The organism is Nostoc sp. C057, assembly GCF_013393925.1.
GTDB classification, from domain to species: domain Bacteria; phylum Cyanobacteriota; class Cyanobacteriia; order Cyanobacteriales; family Nostocaceae; genus Nostoc; species Nostoc muscorum_A.
This window is the reverse complement of sequence record NZ_CP040281.1, coordinates 2,181,135-2,205,384: the sequence shown is the minus strand read 5'-3', so window position 1 is coordinate 2,205,384 and position 24,250 is coordinate 2,181,135. Positions and strand designations below refer to the sequence as shown.

Sequence of the window (24,250 nt, the reverse complement as noted above, 5' to 3'; positions counted from 1 at the left end):
GGCGTGTCATCAATTAGGTAAACTGGAATCAGAACTGCTGAAAAAGAATAATAAACACTCTTAAAAACGATGACGCGCCGATACGCACTAAGAGATACTATTTATTAGGGCCAGTATTACTAACAATCTTTGCTAAACCTCCGATTTGAAAATAGATAATTGGAAACAGTAAAAGATTGTAAACAGCTTGTATCAGTCATTATTCTCTATATCTTAATTACGAATTACGTTAGCGTAGCGGTAGCGAGTCCGCCAGCGTCATTACGAATTAGTATGGCCTCGATATTCCATAAACACCACAGGAACTTTGAGCAGCTTTTTAGCTAATTGCGACAATCTAAATTTATCGTTGAGCGTAGACAAACCTGTTGTTCTGGGAAATTGTGGCAAGTCTTCAAAAGATATTGGTACAAAATTAAACCGACTGTAAAACTGTGCCAATCGTTCACCTAAACATTCAAGATAAAGTGGTTGCGTTGCTGTATTAATCAAATGCTGCGTTAGCAAAGTACCCAAACCGCGACCTCTCCAAGCTGATGCAACGATCAAACTACCAAGTTCTTGTACCCCTGAAAAATTACGTAGCTGTCCGCAAGCTACGAGATTATCACCGCATTCAATTACCCAAAATTGCTGCCAGTTTAATTGGGTTGGGTCGAGTTTCGCTGAGAATACCAGCAATCGAATCGACCACTTATCCGCCAAGGTTGCCTTGCGAAGGACACATCCAGATGGTAACGGTGGATTACTCTGGTTCATTAATTACACTTTGATAGTTTGGATCACAATCATCACACGATATTATTCACTTAGATCATTTGCCATTCTCTGTCAAGTGTCAATAAAGCAATTTTAAAAGCATCTCGGATATCAAATCTGTTTTAAATTGTCCTTTAACGACGGCAAGCATTCTAAGGTTAGCAAATTCTATAGTTATGGATTTTTGTCATCAAAGATGAGTAGTACTAAACAATACTTTCGATAGAGGGACAATCAGCGATAACTAGATTCTGGATAGATGTACTCAAAACCCAAATTTTCTTAAGATAATCCCAAGAATAAATAATTAAGGAATGTCATCATGGCTGAACAACAAAAACAAAAATCTGATAATCAAGAAACTACGCCTACTGCTTCTGGTGGCTACCAAACCCCCATCGACGAAAGTATCCGCAAAACTGGCGATGCTGAAAAGAGTGATGCTAAACCCAGTGCTACACCAGAAGCACCAGGAGAGGATGGTATAGCAGGTAGCCCTAATCAGGGAACTGAATCACGTTAATTGGTTTTAACTTTCCCAAGTTTGAATAATCTTCTTGGGGTTTTTTAGTAACCCCGATTTACTAAACTTTGAGTGGATAGTTGTGGTTTATATCACGATTATTCACTCATTTTTGTTGTGCGAGAATGTGGTGCGCTAAGTGCGTAGGCGCAGCCCCAATACTGCTCGGTTAATGGACTTCTAAATAAAAAAATACTTAACTACTTATTGTGGGGTGGACATCTTGTCCGCCCTTGGCTATGGGCGGACAAGATGTCCATCCCAGAGGATTGGATAATTTATTTCTTGGAAGTCCCAACAAAGCTCTGAAAATGTTGGGTTTCGTTTCTCAATCCAACCTACCTGGAGTAGTTTTGCATTCTGGCATTGTTATGTATTTTATTTTACCTCTTACTAAAAAAATGATTTTTATTCACTTAGTTAGTGCTTGTGCAAAGCTATACCCTGTAGGGCAATTCGTGAATTGCCCCTATGGTAAATCGGGGCTTTCACTGCTTTTTTGCCTACCGAAGTTTGTCAGCACAGTGCTAAGGGAAAATCACCTATCCCTGAAAATCTGCTCAACTTCATGATTCTTAATCATGCCAGCTTCCTCTAGTGGCTGACAGAAGTCCCACAATCCAATAGGCTGAACTTAAAGTGGTGATTTTTCACTGAGTCGTTAAGAACTACCTATACAGAAAATGTCTCTTAAAATAGTCCAGAACTTTGATGGCAGTTTCACTCTTGAAGCACAAGCCCAAGAAACTTTGTTCAACTTATTGACAAGCGATGCTTTCTTAAATCAAATTCGTCAACAATTGCAGTGTGAGCAAATTAAATTTACAGAATTAATTTTCCAACCAGTTCCTTATAGCTTAACGACAACTAAAGGAATGCCAGCAGAGTTTGAAAAGTATCATGAATCTGATGAATATGCCATCATCAATGTACCACCAAATTTCATGTTTAGTGCTAAAATTTTTAAACCCAGTCGCCTTTGTGCAATTTACCAAAAATTAGGTAATGGGTAATTTTAAAGATAATTTTTCCCTAATTAGCAATTTTCCATTCTGAAGACAAATAGTAAGTTTAATATTTGATGTATGGCTCTTGAAACGAATCTTTCTTCTTTGGCAGCCCTGGAATACATTCCTTACATTGATGATAGCGGTCAATTACCTGAACAATTTCAAGGTAAAATCGGGGTATATGCTATTTTTGACCAAGAAAAAGTGCTGCAATTTGTAGGATACTCTCGTGATGTTTATCTTAGCCTCAAGCAGCATTTAGTCCGTCAGCCACAGCAATGCTATTGGGTCAAAGTTCAAACTATTGAACGCCCTAGTCGCACAATTTTAGAAAATACTGAAAATGCTTGGATTGCTGAAAATGGCAGTGTACCTTGGGGAAATGGGGATAACAAGGAAAAATGGACTCATCCCATTGATGTCAAATTGATAATGACATCTGAAGAACAGGCAAAATATCAAAATCCAGCTAATGATGAATTAGCACAAATGAAAATTATTAAAAATGTGGCGCGGAGAGTAGAAGCAGAAATTTCAACGCAATTATTAGAAGTGCGTGGTTTGCAAATGCAAGTTCGCTTCAATCCTAAATTGAAAGAAGAAGGTTTACTAGATTTGAAATGAAGGTTGTTTTGGGAAAACTATCTTATGAATATCGCTTATAATCTCCCATGACAATACAGCTTTTGAACGATCGCTATCAAGTTATCCGCACACTGGGCGCTGGTGGGTTTGGTGAAACCTATCTAGCAGAAGATACCTATATGCCCTCAAAGCGCCTTTGTGTGGTTAAACAGCTAAGACCAATTCACAATAATCCCCAAATTTACCAGTTAGTGCAAGAGAGGTTTCAACGGGAAGCAGCTATTCTCGAAGAACTCGGTGGTGCAAATGACCAAATTCCAGCATTGTATGCCTATTTTTCCTCTGGCGGACAATTTTACTTAGTTCAGGAGTGGGTTGAAGGCGATACCCTAACTGGAAGAGTTCAAAAGCAGGGGCTATTTAGTGAAGGCGCTGTCCAGGAATTATTCATGAATTTATTACCTGTCCTGGATTATGTTCACTCTAAGCACATCGTTCACCGCGATATTAAACCGGATAACATCATTGTGCGTCATCGTGATGGTAAACCAGTGCTGATTGATTTTGGCGCTATCCGGGAGTCAATGGGAACCGTAGTAAATTCTCAAGGCAATCCTACCAGTTCGATTGTGATTGGTACACCCGGCTATATGCCCAGCGAACAAGCCGCAGGTAGGCCAGTTTATTCGAGTGATTTATACAGTTTAGGAATGACGATAATTTATTTACTCACTGGTAAACAGGCGCAACAACTAGAGACGGACTCCCAGACGGGTGAAATTGTATGGCGACAGTATGCGAGTCATGTTAGTCCAATCATAGCAGGAGCGATTGATAAAGCGATCGCATATCATCCGCGCGATCGCTACCCCACAGCTAGAGCAATGCTGGATACTTTGCAGAACATCGCAAATCCAATTCCACCAACGCAACCCATCTTGACTCAACCGACTATAGTTTCTGCACCACCACCTCAGACATTACCTGTCAAACCACAGCCGAATCCTCAAGGTAATAGTCAGAATAATATCCTTATGGGCAGTTTGATTGCAGGTGGGCTAATCGGTGCATCTGTGATTATTAGCCAGGTATTAACAAAACCTACTCAATCTACAGCAGACAAAACAGTGTTACCTTCAGAAACACCGTCAACTATCACCAGCCCAGTGATAGAAACTCCTAAATTTATACCAACTACCCCATCTGTTCCTACTCAACCCTCATCTGTTCCTACTCAAATTACACCCGCCCCAACGACATCAATACCGCCAGTAAGTACCACAACTGCCAACACTTATTTATGGCTTTCCCAAAGACTTGTAAATGATGCAGATTTGGATGGTAAAGACGGTTTTGAACTAGATATTATGCGAAATTCGATTTTTGCTAGTCACGGCCGCCGTTTTGATACTCCTGGATTACAGGATTACTTTGACAACCAACCTTGGTATAAACCTATATATTCACCAAAAGCGTTTCCATCTAAATTGCTGTCAAAATTAGAGCAACAGAATATCGAGTATATCAACAAATATCAAGAACGTTACGGCTTGAGATATTTTAAGAAATAAGTTTAGGCAAGAGGTAACTGGAAAGAAAGCTTTTTGAATTGTAATGAGTTTTTTCAAAAATCAATCAAATATGAGCCTTATATGTTGCTAGGGTTGTACTAGTGTAAGCGGTTACACTCGATACATTTATTGCAAATATTCTTGTAAATGCTATAACTTCTAAGTATATTAGCTTGAACTTATCAAAGGATTTATTGCTACTTATTAGATAATATCTAGGTTGTCTGGTGTAATATACTAGACTTATGACTAGATATTTAATAGCCTAAAATCGCTAGATATTAAAGACTAGTCCTACCGAAGCCTATATGGAGTGAGAGCTAAACTGTTTTTTTCTACGCCAAATTCCATCTCTAGATACTAGGCCGTTTCAGAACCAGGCATTTATATTTAATATATAAAATTGCTATCTCGAACATTAGCAATCCATAAGTTAAAGAAATGCCATTTTTATAATTTCTTTGTTATTTTGTATTTAACGGGACAGTTCTTCCCGATTTGGTGGGCTTAAATAACAATTAGTTAGACAATTTCCCTCCAAAGATGCATGTAAATTCTTTGCGTTGTGCTTATTTTTCTGCATAATCTCCAAGCATAATGCAAATTGGCTCGACAGATTAGATGTGTAATATTCCAATTCGGCAAATAGTTCATCTACACAAGGAAAACCTTGCCTACTACTATGCTTAAAATCAAGAATCAGCGTATTTTTTTGCCTGCGTTTATTCAACCTTTAGGACAAAATAATCAAGCAGATAGCAAAAAGGAATTAGCTAAACCTAAATTAGATTTATTGCAACCATTACGTCAATGGCTGGATGAAATTGAGATTCAAAATCGAAAATTAGCGAAATTTATTGCTAAACTGATTCCTGCTCAGTGTCCATTCGAGCGTGATATCAAGCTTTTTGGTCGCAAAATAGGACACATTCCGCCAATGTGCAAACTCAATCCACTTTATAACGAACTTGTCTACTTGCGTTTTCGCGCTTTGTGTTATTTAGTAGATCAGTGTGGAGAGGATATTCAATCCTACTGCTGAACATAACTAGAAAAACGCAACATGGAAATTCAAATTGAGCATCAGCTATAAGACTTGAACGCCTCAATGAATTGGGTGTCTATAAATGGGATATTTGGATAAAGGAAGTCTCAAAATTCCCTTGGACTTATGATTCTCAAGAAACTTGCTACTTTTTGGAAGGCGATGTGGTTGTTACTCCTGATGGTAGACAACCAGTGCAAATGGGTAAAGGCGATTTGGTGATTTTTCCGGCTGGAATGTCCTGCACCTGGAAAATTACAAGCGACGTGAAAAAACATTATTACTTTGATTAATCAAGACTTAAGATTGATCCCCGTTCTTTTCTTGATGATCTACAAAACCAACATCTCACAACATCTCATAAATTTAGATTTTTCTTATAGGTGGGGTTCGCAATGAGAATCGTAGGATAAAGTAGCATATTTGGTAAATTGCTTATATCCATATCTGTCAAAACTCGTTGCGACTCCATCCCCTAAACAATATTTATAAAACAGGAGTCAGAATTCTGAATTCTGAATTCTGAATACTCTACCCACAAGGGGATAGAGTTTTGATTACGAAAAATATTTATTTTAGTTTCGCCCACCAGGGGCGTTAGCGTAGCGGGACGTAAGTCCGGTTTTAACCAATATTCAGATGCTCGCAGACTCGCTAACGCTGCGCTATCACACACTCGTACAGAATTCATGCTGAATTCTGACTCCTGAATTCTGAATTCTGAATTCTGAATTCTTCTCATAAAAATAGATAGCCTCATTTTCTCCATATTTGGCAGAAAGTTGGTAGCAGATATCTAAAAATATGAAATTCATTGATCCCCGACAATTTTTGCGAAGTCGGGGATCTTGTTATTGAAATTTATCATAGCGATCGCCACTACTGGGAATCTTGGGAGTTCATAATCAAGTTAGTGGGAGTTTAATCAATACTTTTCGGATAAACCCAATAATCTCTCTTTTGGTCTGGGGAAAGGTTAAAGGGCAATGGGGAAAGGGAAATTCAAACCCTTTCCCTTTCCCCTTTTCCCCAAAACCCGAAAAGTATTGAGATGCTATTCAGCAGAGAAGGGTTTCGTCTTACCGCAATTTTATTGAGGAAAATCATTAAAAATGTTACTGCATTTGAGTACTTGGCAAGAAGTCGAAGCTTATTTACAGCAGTCGAAGGGGATTATTTTCCCTATTGGTTCTACAGAACAACATGGGCCAACGGGGTTAATTGGTACTGATGCCATTTGTGCAGAAGCGATCGCAGCTGGTGTGGGTGATGCAACTGGCGCGATCGTTGGACCTACAATCAATGTGGGCATGGCATTGCATCATACTGCTTTTCCTGGCACAATCAGTCTGCGTCCTAGCACTTTAATTCAAGTAGTTCGAGATTATGTAACTTGTTTAGCCAAAGCTGGTTTTAGCAAGTTCTACTTTATCAACGGACACGGTGGTAATATCGCCACCCTTAAAGCGGCGTTCTCTGAAACTTATGCCCATTTAGAAGATTTGCAAATTGCCAATGCTCACCAGGTGCAGTGTCAAGTGGCAAACTGGTTTATGTGCGGTTCTGTATATAAACTAGCTAAAGAGTTATATGGGGATCAAGAAGGTTCTCATGCAACGCCAAGTGAAGTAGCCCTCACCCAATACGTTTATCCAGAAGCGATTAAGCAAGCACCCCTTTCACCAGAAGTTGCAAGCGGACACAGGATTTATAGTGCGGCTGACTTTCGAGTGCGTTATCCAGATGGACGTATGGGATCAAATCCTGGTTTAGCAACACCAGAACACGGAAAGCAATTTTATGATTTGGCGGTGAAAGAACTCAGCAATGGATATTTGGAATTTGTGAACGCAGATTGAAGGGGGCAGGAGGCAAGGGGGCAGAAAGTAGAAACTCTATCTAATGTGTGAGTCCTGCATTTGTACTCTTTCCCTTTCCCCTTTCCCCCTTAACCAAAAAGTATTGGGGCTACGCCTACGCACTAATTCCTACAAGCTCAAAATTTATTTTTTAATTGCCGCAATTGCCACATTTTCCAGAAATAGCTAGAAATCCAATTGGTAATCATGTGAGCGACAATCGGCACTAATAGGTTGCCCGTAAGCAAGGCGCTATATGCCAATATCATCCCAACAATTGTTGCCCAAATCACATAAGGCCATTGTTGAGAACCACTAAAATGCAAGATGCCAAAGCAAAAACTAGATACAATGACAGCCAGATGATCTAATCCTAAAGCTGACAGCATTACACCTCGAAATAACAATTCTTCACTCAACCCCGGTAGTAAACCGAGCCAAATTAAGTCTGGTAAGGCTAAGGGCTTCAGTACCACTTCTAGATAATAATCTGCACTTTTTCGATAGGGAGTCCAAACGCGATAAGCTATGCCACTTAAGGCGGTGATGACGAATCCCAATCCAACACCCAAAAGCAAATCTTTCTCGTCCCACTTCCAGGAAAATAGGGAAAAGTTACCAAAGTGCAACGACAGTTTGGCGACTATCAACAAAATGATTGCAGTCGCTCCCATCGCCCCAAGTACTTGGATGCGTGTCAGATATGGAATTTCTGGCTCTTGTTTTTGTTGTTCAATCACAGGTTTTTAGGGGAAGGGGAAGGGGGAAGCGGGCAGGGGGAAGATAGAACTCTAACTCTTGTACAGACGCGATTAATCGCGTCTCTCCTAACTCCTAACTTTTAATTACTGGCTGCAAAGGTGATAGTTTGGGACGGAGAGCGGAGGGGTTAATGCCTGCTTTGTGTGCTACTAATACGCCTACTGCTTCTAAATATGAGTTTACCTGTATAACTTTGATCCCCAACGGTTGAGGAGGAACTTTGATTAGAGTTTTATTTTCTTCTACTGTAATTATTTGGCATTGTCTTTGGCTTAAACTCAGTAAGGCACTGCTACCACAAGCATTTGCAGGTGCGATCGCAGCATCCACTTCATCTGCCCAAATATCTCCTTTTTCTGATGCAATCGCTCCTTTATCTATTATAAATTGTGGGGCACGACTTAATCCTACAAGGACGCACGGCAAAAAAGTATAGCCTAATTCTTCGGCGGCGGAACGGGGAGATAAATCAGGTTGTGGGGGTTCGCTCAAAAGGGCGGGAGAATGGGCGCAAGGAATTTGAAAGGTTCGCACTAGCAAATGGCTAATTACGGCTTCTGCACCCGCTAGGGGATCAACGCCTTCACCGTGGCGATATTTTTGTACTGCTTCTGAGTCCATATCATCGGGGAAACGGGCAACAACTGCGATCGCTTCTGCCCCCGCTTTTTTAATTAATATCTCAGCTGCCCGTAATAAACTATCCGGGTTGCCAATTGTTCCCCAACTAGCTCCCGATGCTGTAGTCCGTAATTCTACATTTAATGGTGCATCTGTAATTACATAATCTGTTAAGGTCAATCCCAGAGTTGCTCTGACTGCATCGGCTGCTTGTATATGTCGTAGCCGTAACTCTGGCTCAATGGCTTGGTCTAAAAGCAAACCTACTTTGTTGTTGCGGACTGGACGCAAACCCCAGCACCCAGAGGCGAATTTGTCAAGTCCATAACCTTCAACATAGAAAGCGTTAGGAAGATTCCAGTATAAACTTGCACCATTCAGGACATTGGGGTGAGTAATTAGGCGATCGCAAACCTGTGCGATAACTTTGGCAACAGGTAAAGCATCTCCTGCATAACCCCCAATGGCAGCCCCAATGCCAGTTGGTACGATTAAGATAGCGGTGTATGGACGCATATTGAGTTATGAGTTATGAATCAGAAGCCATCAAATACTAACTCCTAACTCTTGTACAGACGCGATTAATTGCGTCTCTAATTCTATTGATCTCATTTTTCTGCTAAAACTATTATTGCTTGGCAAGAAGTGGAAGATTATCCCCAGTTGGAAGACCTTGTAGCCTTGGTTTATGGTTGGGATAAATTGGGAAATGAAACGCTAGAAGATGAAGTGATTGAGCTACTGGGCTTTGAGGATCTGGATGATTTTTGCGATCGCATTACACCTGTAGAAGGAGATAAACTAGGGGGTTATCCAGAATGGGTACAGGGAATGGAATGTCTTGGTTGCCCCATTTGTCAGGAACCTATGCGTCAGGTTTTTCAACTGGCTTCTAAGGATAATATCCCTTATTCGTTTGGAGATATGGGTACTGGACACATTCTTCAGTGCAAGTCACACAAGCATGAGTTTGTCTTTGTTTGGGCTTGCAGCTAATAAATCTTCATGAGCCTGATTATTAATTTACTATAGGACTCATATTTGATTTTTGAAAAATACAACTCAAAAGCCTTCTTTCCTATTGCCTATTGCCTCATTCAGAAACTATAAGCAACTCATATTTTATATATTGCCACTGTTACACTGCCTGCTAACGCAGATAAATGAACCAAATTATGAAATTGAAATTTTTTCAACTTGCTTCGGAGCTTTTATTTCAGTAAATAACTGAATTGCTTGATTAAAATTAAGTTTACTTTCATCAGGCTTTGCCATCTTTTGATAAGTTAAACCTAATTGATAATAAGCTTCAGCTAGATCGCACTTAGCACCTATTTTATCCAACAGTTCGATTGCTTCTCTATGATTATCCAGGGCTAATTCAAAATCTGCTTGTTGTCGATTTATTTCTGCTAAACCATTGAGTGTCTTTGCTTTTACCTGCATATAGTGGCTTTCTTCCGCAAAAGTTAAAGCTTGGTGTAATATTTGATTTGCTTGATAAAACTCTCCTAAATTGACGTATGTTTGACCCAAAATTTGCATGAAATAGACAAATCTCCCAGTCTGTTCTACTAGTTTTTCGTTTGTAATATTCTGATAAGCTACATCTGCTAATGCAAAGGAGGCATCACGCAAACCTAAATAAGAATACACCAAAGCTAAACAAACTGATGCTTTCTCTGCCCAGCGATGATGCTCAGTATTTTGGGCTAGGTAAATTACTTGTTGAAATAAATTTGCGGCTGCCTCTAGTTCCCATAAATCTATTTTGTAAAGACCAATACTTAATAAAGAATCTACCTCTAGCATCCTCAGATAGTAAACTGGATGTTTATTTTCTGGCTGAGGTATAAGTGATTTGAGTGCTTGGGTTGCCAGAGTAATAGTCTTTTCTTGACAAGCGATCGCTTGACTAATTTTACCTGTTATCCAATATAGATCGCCCAGTATATTATAGAGTTCGCTGAGGTTTTGGTTATTTTCCAGATTGTTAACAACTTGATTAATTGCCGCCAGTATCGGTTGAATTAAACCCATCCGATACAACGTACTACCAAGAGGCAAAAATTGCTGCCATTGATTATTTCTACTTTTTAAAATTACCTTACCTGCTAACTCAAACTCATGAATTTCTATATAATGATAATATGCTTCCAGAGCTTGTAAAGCATCTTTAAAGGTTTCAATTTGTTTAATACTAGCTGTCCAAAATTCTGCGGCTTTGTGATTGGCAATTTCCCATTCATCGTTGGGGCGTAAACGTGCGATCGCTTCAGCACGAATCACCGGATGCAGCCAGTATTCACCTTTATCGCACTCCACCAAAGACCGATTTCTCAAAGAGGCGATGATTTGGCGATGTTGATCGGGTGGGACATCCCACAATAAGCAAAATAACCCTTGTGATGGGATGGTGGGTATATCTTGGTAACGATAACATCCCAAACGGCAAAGCAGGCGATAAGCTTGAGGGTCGAGGATTTGCAAACGATTGATTTGACTAACCGCTAAATTTTTTAAGTCCGTTGCTGCTAAAGGATCGGCATGATTTTCTTGCCAATAAAGAACCATGTCACCGCCAAAATCCTCCTGAATCGAACCACAGAGAATTCCCATTGCTTTAGCATTACCGCCATAAGTGCGATGCATGATTTGCAAGGTTGGTGAGTTGATAGTTAACCCACGGTTGCTAAAAAACTTTTGCCATGCACTTTGATCTAAACCAGGAAGCCGATAGTGATTCACATTCAACCCAGGTTCACAAAGGCGATCGCGGCTAGTAATCAAGGTAACAGATTGCACCCTTGCATCAGCCAACACCCGCAATAGTTCTACATAGTTGCGGTGAGAAGCAATCAATCCACCTTGTTGATCTAATGCAGGTTCGAGATTGTCAATTAACACCCCAATTCGCCGATTGTGGAGTTGGCGCTTGAGTCGTCCCAATGTAACCCCAAATTCTACCCCAGGTTCTTGCTCAAAATCTTGTTTGAGCCATTCTTCTACTACTCGTTCGGCGGGGGTGATATTTTGCGTTTCCTTCGCCATCAGCAGTTCCAAAACCAAGTCAAATTCTTGATGGAGATATTGCTGCGCTAGAGTAGTTTTGCCTAAGCCTCCCTCACCTTGGATAACAATCACTTTCGATCCTTGATTTACCAAAGTATTCAGGTGAGCGATCGCTTCTGCTCGTCCAATAAAATTGGTATCCTCTAATTTTGGGGTGGGATGTGGCGATCGCGAGTAATCAATCAGACTTGATGATATTGCAGTCGTTTTTCTCAGAACCCGTTCCAAAGTAGCACGACAATTACTTTTGGTTATCTTTTCTCGCAATACTTGAGAAAGCAGCTTCCATAACTGAGAACCAGCATCCTTGGCGTGTCCTTCGGTACAACCGTAAGAATGAGCGATATCCAAGTATTTTCTACCCAACCAAACTTGCACAAGAATCACTTTTTGTAAATCGCTCAACCGTTCCCCAGTCTGCGGGGGAATTGTGGCATCTAACCATGCTAATGCTGCTTCAGCGTCCATTGTGTAACGACGAGGGGAGTTCAGATTTTAGGGACAACTATAAATCACTCTACAGTTATGTTGCGGGAGTTTTCGGATAAGATTCTGTAAACCCGACTTTTTTCCCGACTTTTATCGAACAGAATTCAGGAGTCAGGAGTCAAAATGGGCTAAACCTTAGCTATCCGCTAACAGAATGAGTTCTATACGACTAGCAGATAGCGCAGCGTCTCCGGCTCCACTCCTAAATTCTGACTTCTGAATTCTGAATTCTGAATTCTTCTTCAATTACCTCAATCTTGTAATAGTCAAAATTAATGTTCCACGATTGTTAAAATACATTATTGGAACATCATTGGCATAACAAAACAACTCCCCACTTGAAGAAGCTTTATATTTCTCCAATTTCTTCCCAATTAAGAACTCTTGTTCACCAGACTGGCCAATATTACCAATTAGGGAAAACCAGTTTTCGTTTGGTTTTCTGCGGAACATCTTAGCCCAACGTAGCCACGGTTTTGTATACCCATCTGCATCACTTCTAATCTTGGCATCATACCAAAACTGTTCTCCTTGTACTTCAAACTTATAACTTGCTCCTATTTCTAGAAAAATCCCAGTGGCGTTCCAGTATTTCTGAGCGTATATTATTGTTTCTGATGGAGAGCCAATTTGTAGCTTTGTCATTTTTGTATTAATTTTACATAATTGTAACGATGAACCGGAACATCACTTATTACATACGAATAATCACTTGCCGAAGAAAAAACATTAAGGAGATAAGTTTAGAAATTTGTCTTACTTCAATGCCTTGAATAATCTTTTTTTAACCTCTTATTAATTTGAAAAACTTACTCTTCTTAGATAATTGAGGCTAGCTATTTGCAACAAATTAAGCGCTCATCTAAAACATCAGGGAGTATACATTGAATTTATCGAGACGTGAGTTTTTTACCCTGGCAGGAGCATCTGCTACAGGTGCTGTCCTTCTATCTCCTTTGCAAGCATTTTATGCTAAACCTGCGATCGCTGCGGGCCCCTACGGCAATTTAGTGACCGACCCCAACGGAGTATTAGATTTGCCATCAGGATTCACTTACCGCAGACTATCCGAAACAGGCCAAACGATGAATGATGGTTACTTAGTACCGGGTGGTCACGATGGTATGGGTGCTTTTGCCGGGTCTAATGGCAATACGATTCTAATTCGCAATCATGAACTCGGTACTTCTGGCAATGGTGTGGGCGCTCCCAATGGCAGCAAGTACAACACAAATGGGAGGGGCGGTTGTACTAAATTGGTTGTTAATTCTTCCCGCAACCTGGTAGAACATCGGGGTGTCCTAGCTGGAACTATTCGCAACTGTGCTGGTGGCCCTACGCCTTCAGGGTCATGGTTAGGGGCTTGCAAGAAAATAAAATACCAGTCATTCTAGAAGAATAGGAGGCGCGGATCTGCCCGCGTTTGCTCTGAATTTCTAGAATTGGAATCACAGGGTTCATGCTTACCGACACCATAAAATCTACCTTCAAAGATGCAGCCAAGAAACTAACTGGCAGCTGTAAAAGAGACTTCATGGCAAAAGTTACTGAAGATTACTTCGATAGTTCAGCACGCATTGCAGAAACAGTTTTAGGATGGAATCGCTCCTGTGTACAACTTGGCTTGCATGAACGGCGGACAGGGATAGTCTGTGTGGATAACTATCATGCAAGGGGACGACATAATAGTGTTGAGATTCTGCCCAATTTAGAAGCAGATATTTGTTCTTTGGTAGATGCTCAAGCCCAAGCTCCAAAATTTCAATCGACCTTTCTATATGCTCGTATCAGTGCCAGAGCGGTACGAGAAGCATTAATCAGTGAAATAGGTTATGACCACAGTCAATTGCCGTCTCGTCAAACTCTGGGGAAGATTCTTAATAGCTTGGGGTATCGCCTAAAAAAACACAAAAAACAAAGCCCTTGAAAAAGATTCCGCAAACAGATGCCATTTTCGACAATGTGTTTCAGGAAAATCAGGCATCGGATGAGAATCCCAAATCGTTGCGAGTCTCTATCGATACTAAAGCCAAGGTGAAGATTGGCAATCTTTCCAGAGGTGGTAAAGCTCGGACACTGGAAGCAAAAGCTGCGGATGACCACGATACACAGTGGGAGGCAGTCTTAGTTCCTTTTGGCATTCTCAACACACACAGTGAAAAGCTTACGATTTACTTAGGTCAGTCGGCTGAAACCAGTGATTTTATTGTCGATTGTTTAACTGCTTGGTGGTATGAGAATCAACACGATTACCAAGATTATGATGAATGGGTAATTGACCTTGATGGTGGTGCAGCAACTCGCAGTAACCGCACACAGTTTATCAAACGTATGGTTGAACTGTCTCAAGCAATTAATTTAAGAATCCGACTGATTTACTATCCTCCGTACCATAGCAAGTACAATCCCATAGAGAGGTGTTGGGCAGCCCTAGAGAACTATTGGAATGGCGCAATTCTGGATTCGATTGAAGTTGCCATCAAGTGGGCTTCCAATATGACTTGGAAAGGGATTGCACCCATTGTTCACCGTGTTGAAGCAACCTATGAAAAAGGAATCAAGGTTCTCTCACAAGAGTTAGAACACTACCAAACCTTCTGGCAACCTTCCGAAACTCTACCTAAATGGGATATCACAATTTTCCCCGTTTAATTGGTATCTTATTTTCTTGCAAATCCCTTAACCTGCGAGGAAACTTTTGAAAGCAATAATGGCAAGAAGCATGGTTATGTGTTTGAAGTTCCCAGTAGTGCAAATACTTTTGTCACCCCCGTCCCACTAACCGCTATGGGGCGTTTTAATCACGAGGCTGCTGCTGTAGACCCCAACACAGGGTATATCTATATGACAGAAGACCGGAGTGATGGGCTTTTCTACCGCTTCATTCCCAACCAAAGCAACAACCTGAGTGCTGGCGGCACGCTATACGCTTTAAGGATTACGGGGTCGTCTGGAATCAACACAGCTACGGGTTTCCCAAAAAATACGCCTAGGGCGGTGAACTGGGTACAGATTAGCAATCCTGATCCCACATCTGATACTGTCAGAACAGCAGGGTATAACAGCGGTGCCGCCAGGTTTTCAGGTGGGGAAGGCATCTTTTATGGCAGTGGTTATGTCTACTTCACCTGTAAGAGCGGTGGTAGTTCTGGACAGGACTTACGCAACTGTCACAAGCAATGGCGCGGTGTAGCCGCGCCGTGCGCCAAACAACTAGGCAATAAACATGGGAACATTCGGACGTTTTAGTTGCTGAACTAAATAATTTGATAACAATCCATGCTTAATTTGATAGATTGTTTGACCAGTTTTATAAGCTAAATTTTTGAGCCTAAGCCAAACTAAAATAGCGCAGGCAATATGATTTCTTTGAATACGACCCTTACGACATTGGCATGATTCAATACCAGTCAATTGTTTTAATTCTCTATGAAACTCCTCAACCTTCCATCGTACCTTACACACTTTTTGTACAACGTCCGTAGAATCTTGAGATAAATCGTTTATAGCGATAAAATCCGTTTTGTCGGTGGAGACAATTACCCGGAACAGTTTCACTTTTTTCGCTTGAGGAAACTTTTTTATTTTAACTATTTTACCTGATTTCAACTCCTCTTCATTCCAAGATAACAATTCAACTTTTTGATAATCTTCTTCACCTGCTGTATCATCAACAAGTCGATTACGTTTTAGAGGACAATAATAATATTTTCCTAATCCATCAATATCTTTATACCAATTTAATATGAAGCTGCATAGAATAAAGCTTCCAGGATAAAGTTGTAAGAAGAGACAGAAATTACCTGCTCAAAAGTAAGTTGGTCGAATATTTCTTGGATGCGCTCGCGTAAAGCTTGTAAAGAAGAAAAAAGTTGATTTTTGAGTGGTTTTTTGAGGAGTTGCCAAAGTCTTTCAATGGGATTGAGTTCAGGGGCTGAAGGTGGTTGAAACAAAGGAATAATATTTTCTGGCCAACGGAGTTTTGAACTTGTATGAGCCGGTGCTTGGTCAATCTGTAAAATTGCATAATCCGAGCCTAATTGCACAGATAGCCAGTCCAAAAACTGTTGAAAACACTCGCCATCTAGTTTTGGATATTCATAAAGAAAGTGGTCTCCAGTTAATGGTTCAATTGCACCATAAATCCAAAAAGTTTTCCCTCGCCATATCACCTTAACAGTGGGCTTGACTCCAAAAGCTGTAATCACTTTTCCTGTAAGAGTTTTGAGTCCAACCCTAGTTTCATCCTGGCACAGGTAGCGAACACACTTGCCGGGTGCTAAATGTTCTTCTAGACAATTGAGTATGATACCGAGTTTTTTTTAAACTCAGATACCAACTTTTCGTCCTGCTTATGGCTTTGAGGGCGAGGCACTTTTAGTTTTGCCCCAATCGATATCGAACCCACGCATAAACCGTTGCATACTCTATATCTTGTCCATGTTCTTCTTTTAACCACTCAACTATTGCACCATAGCTACTAAAGCCTTTTCCTGTTTTTAACTCCTCCTCAAGTGCTGCGATCGCAGCATCATCGATTTTCCGTTTTGCTCCTGGTGCTTTTTTGATTTCTAATAAGCCTGATATCCCATCAGTTTTGTACTTCTGCAACCATCTCGTGACCGTTGAAGTATCTCTTGCCAAGCGTTTTCCAATATCTTGCTGCTCTTTAACCTGCCCGCTTTTTATCCACCACAGCATAATAAGCTTTTCTTTCTGGGTTCCTAAATTCGCTGTTTGTAAACGTTTTTTAAGTTCTTCTTCGCTCTCTGCGATTTCAATCTTAAAAGGGCGGCTCATGGTTCTTTTAATTTATCGAGTTTGTTTCCTCTATTATATGCAGCTTCATATTAAATTGGTATTAGACGGTGAAAAATCCAAAATTGAATTCTGCAAGCCTTGGATTTTCTCAGCTAATTCCTTGACTGCCTTTGCAAGTTGATTAGCCGTTTCCTCTGCTTTCTTACCAGCATACCAATGAGGCGTTGCATCTTTTATCGCCTGATTATAAGCTTCCCTAAAGTTATATTTATAAGCCTGTGCATTCTCTTCTCGATTCTTCCACCATGCTACACATACGGAAAAATCTTCATCCTGTATCGGCTTAGTTTTGGTATAAGTTTTCCGTCCTTCTGGCAAAGGTAACTCATAGTACCAAATCTCATTCGTTTGTCCAGAACGGTCAAAAAATAACAAATTTGTAGGAATGCCAGTATAGGCGCAAACACCCCATTAGGTAAACGGACAATGGTATGCAGATTAAAATCCTTGAGTAAATCTTCCTTGAGTTTGGCGCAAGTATTATCCCCAAATAGCACCCCATTGGGAAATACTACTGCGGCGCGTCCTGGTTTGGGTCTTTGTCTGAGACGACGCATAATCAACTGAAGGAATAACAACGCCGTTTCCTTGGTTTGTCTATCTGGGGGAAAGTTATTTTTAATTCTGTCTTCCTCCTCACCCCCAAACGGCGGATTTGTGAGAATCACGTCTACCCAATCCTTTTCACCCATTTCAGCAATAGTAAACCGCAGACTATTACCGTCATCAATATCGGGATATTCAAACCCATGTAACAGCAAACTCATGTGCGCTAACATCAAAGGCAAGGATTTTGCCTCACCGCCAATAATGCTTTTTTGTAATATTTGCCAATCTTGGGCGCTACAATTCTTTTTCAGGAATTCATACGCCTCCACCAAAAAACCACCTGTTCCGCAAGCAGGGTCAAAAATGGTTTCTCCCAGCTTCGGTTCCATCACCTGCACGATAAACCGCACTACCGGACGGGGGGTGTAAAACTCTCCCGAATCTCCCGCCGCGTCTCGCATTTCTTTTAGCATCGACTCATAAAGGGTGCTGAGGAGATTCACTTCTTCTGATTTATCAAAGTGAATATCATTTACCTTATTCAGCACATCCCACAGCAAAGTCCCGCTAATCATGCGGTTAGTGACATCTTTGAACACCTTGGCGATTACATCAGCGCGATCGCGTCCGGTTTTGCTTTTGAGATTCCGCAAATAGGCGAGTAACCCTGCACCTTTACTGCCATCTGGTAAAATTGCCTCATCATTGTTGATGAAACTTTTCAGGCGATCGCCCGTAAAATTTTCATTAGCAGCCCAATCTCGCCAGCGATAAGGCGGTTGAATGGTTGATTTATAGGAAATTCCTTCTAATTCTGCTTCCACCTCATGCAGTTTCTCGGAATCATCCAAAAGTTTCAAGAACATAATCCAAGTCAACTGCGGAAGACGGTCTAATTCTCCATTCAATCCTTTATCCGTCCGCATAATGTCACGCGCTGACTTAATCACGCTGCCTAGTTTTTGGGCTGTTGTGACGGGTTTGTTAGATGTGCTTTTTCTTTTCATTATAATTATTTTTCATCTACCATAAAGAAGATGATTCGATCAATTATTAGAATTAAACGTAGAGAATTTGTAGCAGTACCAAAATTTGTTTGTAAACCGTGGCATATTCCATGACGATTAAGTACATTTATCCGGTCGTATTCTGAATTATATTCTTTATATAAATAAGCAATTACCTTGGAAAAATTTTCATTAAGTAAATCTACTAACTCATGTTTAATCCACATTTCTTCCTTCCATTTTCCCATTATGGCATTGACAGCATTTTCAAGGCATCGTTCATCTAGGTCTTGCCAACAGATAACTCCTTCAATACCAACTTCCTTTGCTGCATCTTTTAATAATCCTTCTATTTGTGGTATTAATGCAGATACACTCAAGTAGTATTTTTCTTTTAAATGGGCTTTAATAGCTTCGTTTAATATAGGGATTCTTTTTTTTAAATTACTATTTTCTTTTCTGTTCCAGTTATATAAAAATCTTTCTATTTTCGATGTTGTCATTAATGTATTAATAAATCTTTCCTCTGATGGTATTTTTTCTTCATAAAAATCATTAACAAGTTTCAAAACTGTTTTACATTCAAAAGTTGAAGTTGGGAAAATCCAATTAGGATAAAGTTGATTTTCAATTTCTCTAATCATAAATAAATTGTATAATTCAATTGGTTTTTATTAAACTCTAAAATAGAACAATTAGTCTATCAAGAATCAGTATTAACCTTAAAGAATTCTTAGCCGTCCCAAAAGTAGTTATTCCTCCATGACAAATACCTTTACGATATAATCCATCATTATTAAGTATTTCTCGCTCATCTTCGTATAAATTTTCTAGCATTTTTGATACAGGACTTTGCCTTAAAACATTATTTATATCGTTAATGTCTTTTTGTCTCCAAATTTCTTCTAATGATGTAATTGCTCTATTAATATCAGTATTTAATAAACCGTCACGATCAGAAATTTTCTTCATTTTATGATCTTTTGCTATTACAGCATTTCCGGCTGTTATGAGGTACAGTAGCAGCAATTAGCAAACCAGTTTCTTAAATGTTGAGGATTTATTAAGTCGAGTGCAACTGATATTAGTTTATCAACCATTTCTGTTGTAGTTGGAGCAAAACTGCGTAAAAAAGATTTAAGTTGTGACCACCATAATTCAATTGGATTAAAATCGGGAGAATATGGGGATAAACAAATAACTGAAGCGCCGACAGCTTCAATCATTGGCACAATTGAATCGATTTTATGTGCGGATAAATTATCCATAACTACCACTGCTCCTGACCATAACTCTGGCACTAGAAACTTCTCAATAAATAATTCAAAAGCTTCGCCATCCATTGAATTATTCATTGTCATTAATGCAACTACTTTTTTAATACTAATTGCTCCAATTACTGTAACTTTTGATCCCCGATAGAAGGGGTTAAGAGAGTAAGCTCTTGTTCCCATTTGTGAACGGGCATGAGTCCTTGTTAAACCAAGTAAAACGCCAGTTTCGTCCAAAAATACTAAATTTTCTGGCTCTATATGTTTGACCTTTTCCCAAAAATCTAATCTTAAATTCAGGACTTTCTCCGTGCCTGCTTGGGTACTCCGCTTTGTTTTTTTTTCCGATTTAATCCTAATTTCTGTAACGCCCGACACATTGCACTACGACCTACCCAATTACCAGTCTTATCTGCGAATAATTCACACAACTCTATCAATGTTGCATCAGGATGTGATTCAACTAATTCTCTCAACTCTATGTCAGCATTTGTTAGATGACTAAATTGTGGCTTTCCTCGTGGCTTGCATTGTAAGTTTCCTTCAACTTTTTGTTGTTTTACAAGCTTTTGGACTAAACTCTTTGAGACGGAAAATATATTAGCTACTTTTCTGATTGAGATGTTTTTCTGAAGATGTGCCGCAACTATTTTTTCTCGAAAATCGACAGAGTATGACTTCATTTAAAAATATTTATATTTTAATCTAGTGTACCTTATAACAGACGGAAGTGCTGTATATCTCTGATCAAACCTTCTACTTGAGGAATTAAAGTTGAAACACTTAAGAAAAAATTGCTTTCGTTATGGGCTTCTAATGCTTGTTTAAGAATAGGATATCTGTGTTGTATATTTCCATTATCTGCCCAAGATTTTAATGTTGTATTGATTCTGTCAACAGTCATTAATTTATTAATAAATAAATCATCAATAGTTTGACTATTTAGGCTATTGGATTTAAAAAAATCTTCAATTATATAGGGATCACCAAAACTACATTTGAATTGTTTATTTACAATCACTAAGCTTGAAGTAGGCAATAACCATTCAAGATTTGTAAAATATTTTTTTTCTAATTCATAGATACAATTTATTATGTCTGAAGAAAAATTTTGTTTATATTGTTTTTCTTTTATATTTAAATAATCTTGCCATAACTTACAGATCAAATCATCTTGAATACGATATTGTTCAAAATCTTGTCCAGTTAAACTATATTTTTGTAAATTAATTCCATCTTTCAATGCTTGAGATTTCATTTCTTCCATTTCAGATGTAATCAAAGACATTGAATTGTCAATATTTTTTTTCTTTGTATTACTAACTTTAAGCTTCTCAAAACAATCATACAAATATTCTAAAGCTCCAAATCTGGTTTGAATATTCATAATATTTTATTTTCATATAAATCAATATTTACGCCGAATACAATAAACTTTGTAACTGATTTACCGCGTCCATCAACTCCTGAACACCCCCAAATCTTTGAACAATTTCAGCTACATTACCATATCTATGAAACTCGCGGTTAGCCTTAAATGTAGTTGGAACATTAAACTCCTCAACTCCTTTTTCTGCATACTTGTCTAAAAGTATCTCTAAAATTGCCCTGGCATCTTCCTCATACTGCTCAAAAAAGTCAGCCTTGCGTCGTCGCAACCTTTCAGCCCGTTGCTTGCAAGTCAGCACCGGAGCATCAAAGGCAATATGAAATAGTAAATCAAAAGGGTCAGCTTCGGGAAGATTAGTAACTTGTTTTAACTCATCAAAATCAATATCCCTATCCGCCAACAACTCAATAATTTCTGAACGCTGTTCTGGATCTGCCCAGCGTTGCTGTATTTCTATAGTGGAACGATACAGGATGCGAACTTGTTCTCTGGTGTAGTCAATTAATCGAGACAAGCGCAGTTGATTATCTGGGTTTAAATCATAAATTCTTTCTTCAACAATCTCTTCGCTTCCCCCGTCAGCGTAATATTTCCGAGGTAGTATGTCTTCATCATCTGGAAGTCCCGGAAATCCAGACCTTTCATCGTCTTCTAAGTCGTCTGCTTCCTCTTCTAACTCTTCTGAATCTAATTCCTCTTCATGTTCAGAGAGTATTTCCCCCTGATCATCTATCTCTGATTCATTAATAAGGGCGGGTTCTCCATCAAAATCTCTATCTTCAAACAACACCGTGCTATTGGTGTAGTCGAGTATATTAAACGACCGTTTACCCCGTTCTTCTCGTACACGGGTTCCCCGCCCAATAATCTGCTTAAAGTCTGTCATTGAACGAATAACACGGGCAAGCACAACATTTTTACAGGTGGGAATATCTACCCCTGTTGTTAGCAACTTAGCTGTAACAGCAATAATGTGAGTTTCATCCAAGACATCTTTAAATTTGTAGAGATGCCCCTTACCAACATCACCAGCATCAGAGGTAATGCGAGTTATATAGTCAGGATTTGTTCTGGTGATATCGCTGTTGAGATTGCGTAATTCCTTAATCATTGCCTTAACGTGTTGCTCATCTACGCAAAAGACAATAGTTTTGGCATAGCGATCGCCACTTCTCAAAAAATCAGTGATGTGTTGTGCGATCGCCTTTGTCCGGGCTTCTCTAACTAACTTCCGCTCAAAGTCTGGAGTGAGATAAACTTCATTGGGAATTGTTCTTCCATAGCGGTCAATCTCTCCAGCGTTAGGTCGCCATCCTTGGCGATCGGAACGGGTAGTAATCCGATAAACACGATAGGGAGCTAAGAAACCATCATTAATCCCTTGTTTGAGGGAATATGTGTAAAGGGGATTGCCAAAGTAGCGATAGGTATCAACGTTATCATCCCGTAGCGGTGTCGCTGTCAATCCCAACTGATACCCAGGATCAAAATGTTCTAAAATTTGTCGCCACTTACTTTCATCCCTGGCGCTACCTCGGTGACACTCATCAACAATAATCAAGTCAAAATAATTAGGACTGTATTCTCTGTAGAGTCCAAAGCTATATTGTGTATCACCAATTGCTTGATAAATAGCAAAGTAGAGGTCACGTCCTTTTTTCGCTTCCCCCTGAATTTTGTAAATTTTCTCCTCATTAAAGGCAGAAAAATCCTTATTCATCGGGTCATCTACTAGCACATTCCGATCTGCCAAAAACAGAATTCTAGGGGAACGAGATTCTCCAGAAATATTCCACTCCAAACTTGACAGTTTCCAAGCTATTTGGAAAGCAACAGTAGTTTTACCTGTTCCCGTTGCCATTGTTAGCAGTAGGCGCTTTTGACCTTTGAAAATTGCCGCTAGTGCAGCATTAATAGCATTTCGTTGATAGTAGCGCAGTGGTTTATCTGGAATTGGATAAAACGGAGTTAAGAGTTTTTCTGCTATGTCGCCTCTAATTTGCTCCTTCGCTTCCCCAGTTAATCGTCGCCAAAGTTCATCAGGACTGGGAAACGATTCCATCACATCAGACTGCTTACCCGTGATGAAATCAAACTCTACAATTCCTTGTCCGTTAGTCGAGTAAGCAAACTTCACCCCTAGAAGATTGGCATAGTCTATTGCCTGTTCCAGTCCTTCATCAGGAGTTTTGCGCTTCCTTTTCGCCTCTACTACCGCTAAGGGAAATTCTCCGTTGTATAACAGCAAATAATCTACAAATTTACTTTTACCACGCGGCTGACGCTTGTTTTTGGGACGAATCTTGCCATCAGTAAAGTAATACTGCTCAGTATAATCGTGTGGTTCCTGTTCCCACCCCGCATCTCTTAGTTTTGGTTCAACATACTTACGGCAGGTATTAGGTTCATTGCTCATTGCTTGCTATTTTACTAGTTAGTTTTATAACTTAACACCTAGTTATGTCTACGCACAAACAAAAAATATTACCCTTGTTATTCAAGATGCAAATAATACCTGAGCGATAATCAGCGATAAAACTGTTGCGAAAGCTACGAAGCACTGATTTTGTACAAGCAGTTACTTTGGTAGCTGGCTACGCCAAAAGGATAGAAGTTTTAAAGCAAGGGTGGAATACCGATAAATTACCAAGCGTTGCTGTGGTCGTGCTGAAGTACTAAAACTCACCAAAGAAGAATATCAAAAATGGGCTGACCCAATTACCAGAGGTTTTGAAGAGTCAGATCGTTTCCTTTATAGTCAAAAATTTTTGATGCAGATGGTTTAGCTTACCCCATTCAATAGTCGTTCTCAGTGCAATTTTTACTGTTCTTGGAGAGCGTTCCCGCTTTTTTCAGATGCGGGAAATAATTTGCTGACTCTAATTAGAAAGGCAATAGGCAAAAGTTTTAGTTTTG

At 39.6% G+C, this 24,250-nt stretch carries 26 protein-coding genes and 2 pseudogenes; 12 read left to right on the top strand and 16 right to left on the bottom strand.

Features of this window, described 5'->3' with window-relative positions:
• Positions 1 to 261: 261 nt before the first annotated feature.
• Positions 262 to 759 (bottom strand): GNAT family N-acetyltransferase, encoded by a 498-nt coding sequence (locus FD724_RS09920; protein ID WP_179072497.1) that lies wholly within the window; start codon positions 757 to 759, stop codon positions 262 to 264.
• 322 nt (positions 760 to 1,081) lie between these two features.
• Here FD724_RS09920 and FD724_RS09915 point away from each other — a divergent pair, with 322 nt between their 5' ends.
• The 7 genes and pseudogenes from FD724_RS09915 to FD724_RS09885 all read left to right on the top strand — a co-directional run bounded on the left by FD724_RS09915 (position 1,082) and on the right by FD724_RS09885 (position 7,352).
• On the top strand, positions 1,082 to 1,282 hold the full coding sequence (locus FD724_RS09915; protein ID WP_163930016.1) for a hypothetical protein: 201 nt from the start codon (positions 1,082 to 1,084) through the stop codon (positions 1,280 to 1,282).
• Between the two features lie 683 nt (positions 1,283 to 1,965).
• On the top strand, positions 1,966 to 2,295 hold the full coding sequence (locus FD724_RS09910; RefSeq protein WP_114082695.1) for a hypothetical protein: 330 nt from the start codon (positions 1,966 to 1,968) through the stop codon (positions 2,293 to 2,295).
• A 72-nt stretch (positions 2,296 to 2,367) separates the two neighbouring features.
• Entirely contained in the window at positions 2,368 to 2,916 is a 549-nt protein-coding gene (locus tag FD724_RS09905; RefSeq protein WP_179072496.1) for a GIY-YIG nuclease family protein, read from the top strand.
• A 47-nt stretch (positions 2,917 to 2,963) separates the two neighbouring features.
• Positions 2,964 to 4,448 carry a YARHG domain-containing protein gene (locus FD724_RS09900; protein ID WP_179072495.1) on the top strand — a complete coding sequence of 495 codons (1,485 nt, stop codon included), beginning with the start codon at positions 2,964 to 2,966 and terminating at the stop codon, positions 4,446 to 4,448.
• Between the two features lie 682 nt (positions 4,449 to 5,130).
• Entirely contained in the window at positions 5,131 to 5,490 is a 360-nt protein-coding gene (locus tag FD724_RS09895) for a Mo-dependent nitrogenase C-terminal domain-containing protein (protein ID WP_179072494.1), read from the top strand.
• A gap of 21 nt (positions 5,491 to 5,511) precedes the next feature.
• Positions 5,512 to 5,786, top strand: a pseudogene (locus FD724_RS09890) (cupin domain-containing protein).
• Positions 5,787 to 6,605: 819 nt separating this feature from the next.
• Positions 6,606 to 7,352: a creatininase family protein gene (locus FD724_RS09885; RefSeq protein ID WP_179072493.1), complete on the top strand. Its 747-nt coding sequence runs from the start codon at positions 6,606 to 6,608 to the stop codon at positions 7,350 to 7,352.
• A 137-nt stretch (positions 7,353 to 7,489) separates the two neighbouring features.
• Here FD724_RS09885 and FD724_RS09880 read toward each other — a convergent pair whose 3' ends face one another.
• Both FD724_RS09880 and FD724_RS09875 read right to left on the bottom strand, forming a co-directional pair.
• Positions 7,490 to 8,092, bottom strand: a complete 603-nt coding sequence (locus FD724_RS09880; RefSeq protein ID WP_114082700.1) for a CPBP family intramembrane glutamic endopeptidase — start codon at positions 8,090 to 8,092, stop codon at positions 7,490 to 7,492.
• A 94-nt stretch (positions 8,093 to 8,186) separates the two neighbouring features.
• Positions 8,187 to 9,251 (bottom strand): DUF3326 domain-containing protein, encoded by a 1,065-nt coding sequence (locus FD724_RS09875; RefSeq protein WP_179072492.1) that lies wholly within the window; start codon positions 9,249 to 9,251, stop codon positions 8,187 to 8,189.
• Positions 9,252 to 9,380: 129 nt separating this feature from the next.
• On the opposite strand from FD724_RS09875, the gene FD724_RS09870 reads away from it, so the two are divergent.
• Positions 9,381 to 9,731, top strand: coding sequence for a hypothetical protein (locus FD724_RS09870; protein ID WP_256874512.1), 351 nt, complete (start codon positions 9,381 to 9,383; stop codon positions 9,729 to 9,731).
• A gap of 177 nt (positions 9,732 to 9,908) precedes the next feature.
• Here FD724_RS09870 and FD724_RS09865 read toward each other — a convergent pair whose 3' ends face one another.
• The gene (locus FD724_RS09865) at positions 9,909 to 12,275 is read right to left on the bottom strand and encodes a tetratricopeptide repeat protein (RefSeq protein WP_179072491.1); all 2,367 of its coding nucleotides are present in this window, start codon (positions 12,273 to 12,275) and stop codon (positions 9,909 to 9,911) included.
• A gap of 267 nt (positions 12,276 to 12,542) precedes the next feature.
• A complete protein-coding gene (locus FD724_RS09860; protein WP_179072490.1) occupies positions 12,543 to 12,941 on the bottom strand; it encodes a hypothetical protein in 399 nt (132 codons plus the stop codon).
• Positions 12,942 to 13,180: 239 nt separating this feature from the next.
• On the opposite strand from FD724_RS09860, the gene FD724_RS09855 reads away from it, so the two are divergent.
• The 4 genes from FD724_RS09855 (at position 13,181) to FD724_RS09840 (ending at position 15,545) form a co-directional block, all read left to right on the top strand.
• Complete coding sequence (locus tag FD724_RS09855; protein WP_256874511.1) at positions 13,181 to 13,690, top strand: alkaline phosphatase PhoX; 510 nt, start codon at positions 13,181 to 13,183, stop codon at positions 13,688 to 13,690.
• A 65-nt stretch (positions 13,691 to 13,755) separates the two neighbouring features.
• Positions 13,756 to 14,223, top strand: coding sequence for a hypothetical protein (locus FD724_RS09850; RefSeq protein WP_179071339.1), 468 nt, complete (start codon positions 13,756 to 13,758; stop codon positions 14,221 to 14,223).
• Positions 14,220 to 14,948, top strand: a complete 729-nt coding sequence (locus FD724_RS09845; RefSeq protein ID WP_179071338.1) for a transposase — start codon at positions 14,220 to 14,222, stop codon at positions 14,946 to 14,948. The genes FD724_RS09850 and FD724_RS09845 overlap by 4 nt, the downstream gene beginning before the upstream one ends.
• A 78-nt stretch (positions 14,949 to 15,026) precedes the next feature.
• Positions 15,027 to 15,545, top strand: a complete 519-nt coding sequence (locus FD724_RS09840; RefSeq protein WP_256874510.1) for an alkaline phosphatase PhoX — start codon at positions 15,027 to 15,029, stop codon at positions 15,543 to 15,545.
• Here the strand turns inward: FD724_RS09840 and FD724_RS09835 are convergent.
• From FD724_RS09835 to hsdR, 11 genes and pseudogenes are all read right to left on the bottom strand, one after another.
• Positions 15,510 to 16,022 (bottom strand): annotated as a pseudogene (locus FD724_RS09835) (transposase); the annotation flags it as partial. The gene FD724_RS09840 and the pseudogene FD724_RS09835 sit on opposite strands and share 36 nt — an antisense overlap.
• Before the next feature lie 14 nt (positions 16,023 to 16,036).
• Positions 16,037 to 16,552: an IS630 family transposase gene (locus FD724_RS09830; RefSeq protein ID WP_256874586.1), complete on the bottom strand. Its 516-nt coding sequence runs from the start codon at positions 16,550 to 16,552 to the stop codon at positions 16,037 to 16,039.
• A 121-nt stretch (positions 16,553 to 16,673) separates the two neighbouring features.
• Positions 16,674 to 17,096 carry a helix-turn-helix domain-containing protein gene (locus FD724_RS09825; RefSeq protein WP_179072489.1) on the bottom strand — a complete coding sequence of 141 codons (423 nt, stop codon included), beginning with the start codon at positions 17,094 to 17,096 and terminating at the stop codon, positions 16,674 to 16,676.
• A gap of 45 nt (positions 17,097 to 17,141) precedes the next feature.
• Positions 17,142 to 17,435: a hypothetical protein gene (locus FD724_RS40755; protein WP_372726507.1), complete on the bottom strand. Its 294-nt coding sequence runs from the start codon at positions 17,433 to 17,435 to the stop codon at positions 17,142 to 17,144.
• Positions 17,366 to 18,673 carry a class I SAM-dependent DNA methyltransferase gene (locus FD724_RS09820; protein WP_256874509.1) on the bottom strand — a complete coding sequence of 436 codons (1,308 nt, stop codon included), beginning with the start codon at positions 18,671 to 18,673 and terminating at the stop codon, positions 17,366 to 17,368. Before FD724_RS09820 ends, FD724_RS40755 begins: the two co-directional genes overlap by 70 nt.
• Before the next feature lie 5 nt (positions 18,674 to 18,678).
• Positions 18,679 to 19,317: a hypothetical protein gene (locus tag FD724_RS09815; protein WP_179072488.1), complete on the bottom strand. Its 639-nt coding sequence runs from the start codon at positions 19,315 to 19,317 to the stop codon at positions 18,679 to 18,681.
• Between the two features lie 37 nt (positions 19,318 to 19,354).
• Complete coding sequence (locus FD724_RS09810; RefSeq protein ID WP_179072487.1) at positions 19,355 to 19,645, bottom strand: hypothetical protein; 291 nt, start codon at positions 19,643 to 19,645, stop codon at positions 19,355 to 19,357.
• 35 nt (positions 19,646 to 19,680) lie between these two features.
• On the bottom strand, positions 19,681 to 20,322 hold the full coding sequence (locus tag FD724_RS09805; protein WP_179072486.1) for an IS630 family transposase: 642 nt from the start codon (positions 20,320 to 20,322) through the stop codon (positions 19,681 to 19,683).
• Positions 20,241 to 20,627: an IS630 transposase-related protein gene (locus FD724_RS09800; protein WP_179072485.1), complete on the bottom strand. Its 387-nt coding sequence runs from the start codon at positions 20,625 to 20,627 to the stop codon at positions 20,241 to 20,243. The genes FD724_RS09805 and FD724_RS09800 overlap by 82 nt, the downstream gene beginning before the upstream one ends.
• Positions 20,628 to 20,659: 32 nt before the next feature.
• On the bottom strand, positions 20,660 to 21,331 hold the full coding sequence (locus FD724_RS09795) for a hypothetical protein (protein ID WP_179072484.1): 672 nt from the start codon (positions 21,329 to 21,331) through the stop codon (positions 20,660 to 20,662).
• A 28-nt stretch (positions 21,332 to 21,359) separates the two neighbouring features.
• Positions 21,360 to 23,750: an EcoAI/FtnUII family type I restriction enzme subunit R gene (gene hsdR, locus FD724_RS09790; protein ID WP_179072483.1), complete on the bottom strand. Its 2,391-nt coding sequence runs from the start codon at positions 23,748 to 23,750 to the stop codon at positions 21,360 to 21,362.
• Between the last annotated feature and the right edge of the window lie 500 nt (positions 23,751 to 24,250).

Bases quoted from the DNA above. Each gene is read 5' to 3' on its own strand.
- FD724_RS09920 (WP_179072497.1), bottom strand. From the start codon at position 759: ATGAACCAGAGTAATCCACCGTTACCATCTGGATGTGTCCTTCGCAAG.
- FD724_RS09915 (WP_163930016.1), top strand. From the start codon at position 1,082: ATGGCTGAACAACAAAAACAAAAATCTGATAATCAAGAAACTACGCCT.
- FD724_RS09910 (WP_114082695.1), top strand. From the start codon at position 1,966: ATGTCTCTTAAAATAGTCCAGAACTTTGATGGCAGTTTCACTCTTGAA.
- FD724_RS09905 (WP_179072496.1), top strand. From the start codon at position 2,368: ATGGCTCTTGAAACGAATCTTTCTTCTTTGGCAGCCCTGGAATACATT.
- FD724_RS09900 (WP_179072495.1), top strand. From the start codon at position 2,964: ATGACAATACAGCTTTTGAACGATCGCTATCAAGTTATCCGCACACTG.
- FD724_RS09895 (WP_179072494.1), top strand. From the start codon at position 5,131: ATGCTTAAAATCAAGAATCAGCGTATTTTTTTGCCTGCGTTTATTCAA.
- FD724_RS09885 (WP_179072493.1), top strand. From the start codon at position 6,606: ATGTTACTGCATTTGAGTACTTGGCAAGAAGTCGAAGCTTATTTACAG.
- FD724_RS09875 (WP_179072492.1), bottom strand. From the start codon at position 9,251: ATGCGTCCATACACCGCTATCTTAATCGTACCAACTGGCATTGGGGCT.
- FD724_RS09865 (WP_179072491.1), bottom strand. From the start codon at position 12,275: ATGGACGCTGAAGCAGCATTAGCATGGTTAGATGCCACAATTCCCCCG.
- FD724_RS09860 (WP_179072490.1), bottom strand. From the start codon at position 12,941: ATGACAAAGCTACAAATTGGCTCTCCATCAGAAACAATAATATACGCT.
- FD724_RS09850 (WP_179071339.1), top strand. From the start codon at position 13,756: ATGCTTACCGACACCATAAAATCTACCTTCAAAGATGCAGCCAAGAAA.
- FD724_RS09825 (WP_179072489.1), bottom strand. From the start codon at position 17,096: ATGAGCCGCCCTTTTAAGATTGAAATCGCAGAGAGCGAAGAAGAACTT.
- FD724_RS09820 (WP_256874509.1), bottom strand. From the start codon at position 18,673: ATGAAAAGAAAAAGCACATCTAACAAACCCGTCACAACAGCCCAAAAA.
- FD724_RS09815 (WP_179072488.1), bottom strand. From the start codon at position 19,317: ATGATTAGAGAAATTGAAAATCAACTTTATCCTAATTGGATTTTCCCA.
- FD724_RS09810 (WP_179072487.1), bottom strand. From the start codon at position 19,645: ATGAAGAAAATTTCTGATCGTGACGGTTTATTAAATACTGATATTAAT.
- FD724_RS09800 (WP_179072485.1), bottom strand. From the start codon at position 20,627: ATGAAGTCATACTCTGTCGATTTTCGAGAAAAAATAGTTGCGGCACAT.
- FD724_RS09795 (WP_179072484.1), bottom strand. From the start codon at position 21,331: ATGAATATTCAAACCAGATTTGGAGCTTTAGAATATTTGTATGATTGT.
- hsdR (WP_179072483.1), bottom strand. From the start codon at position 23,750: ATGAGCAATGAACCTAATACCTGCCGTAAGTATGTTGAACCAAAACTA.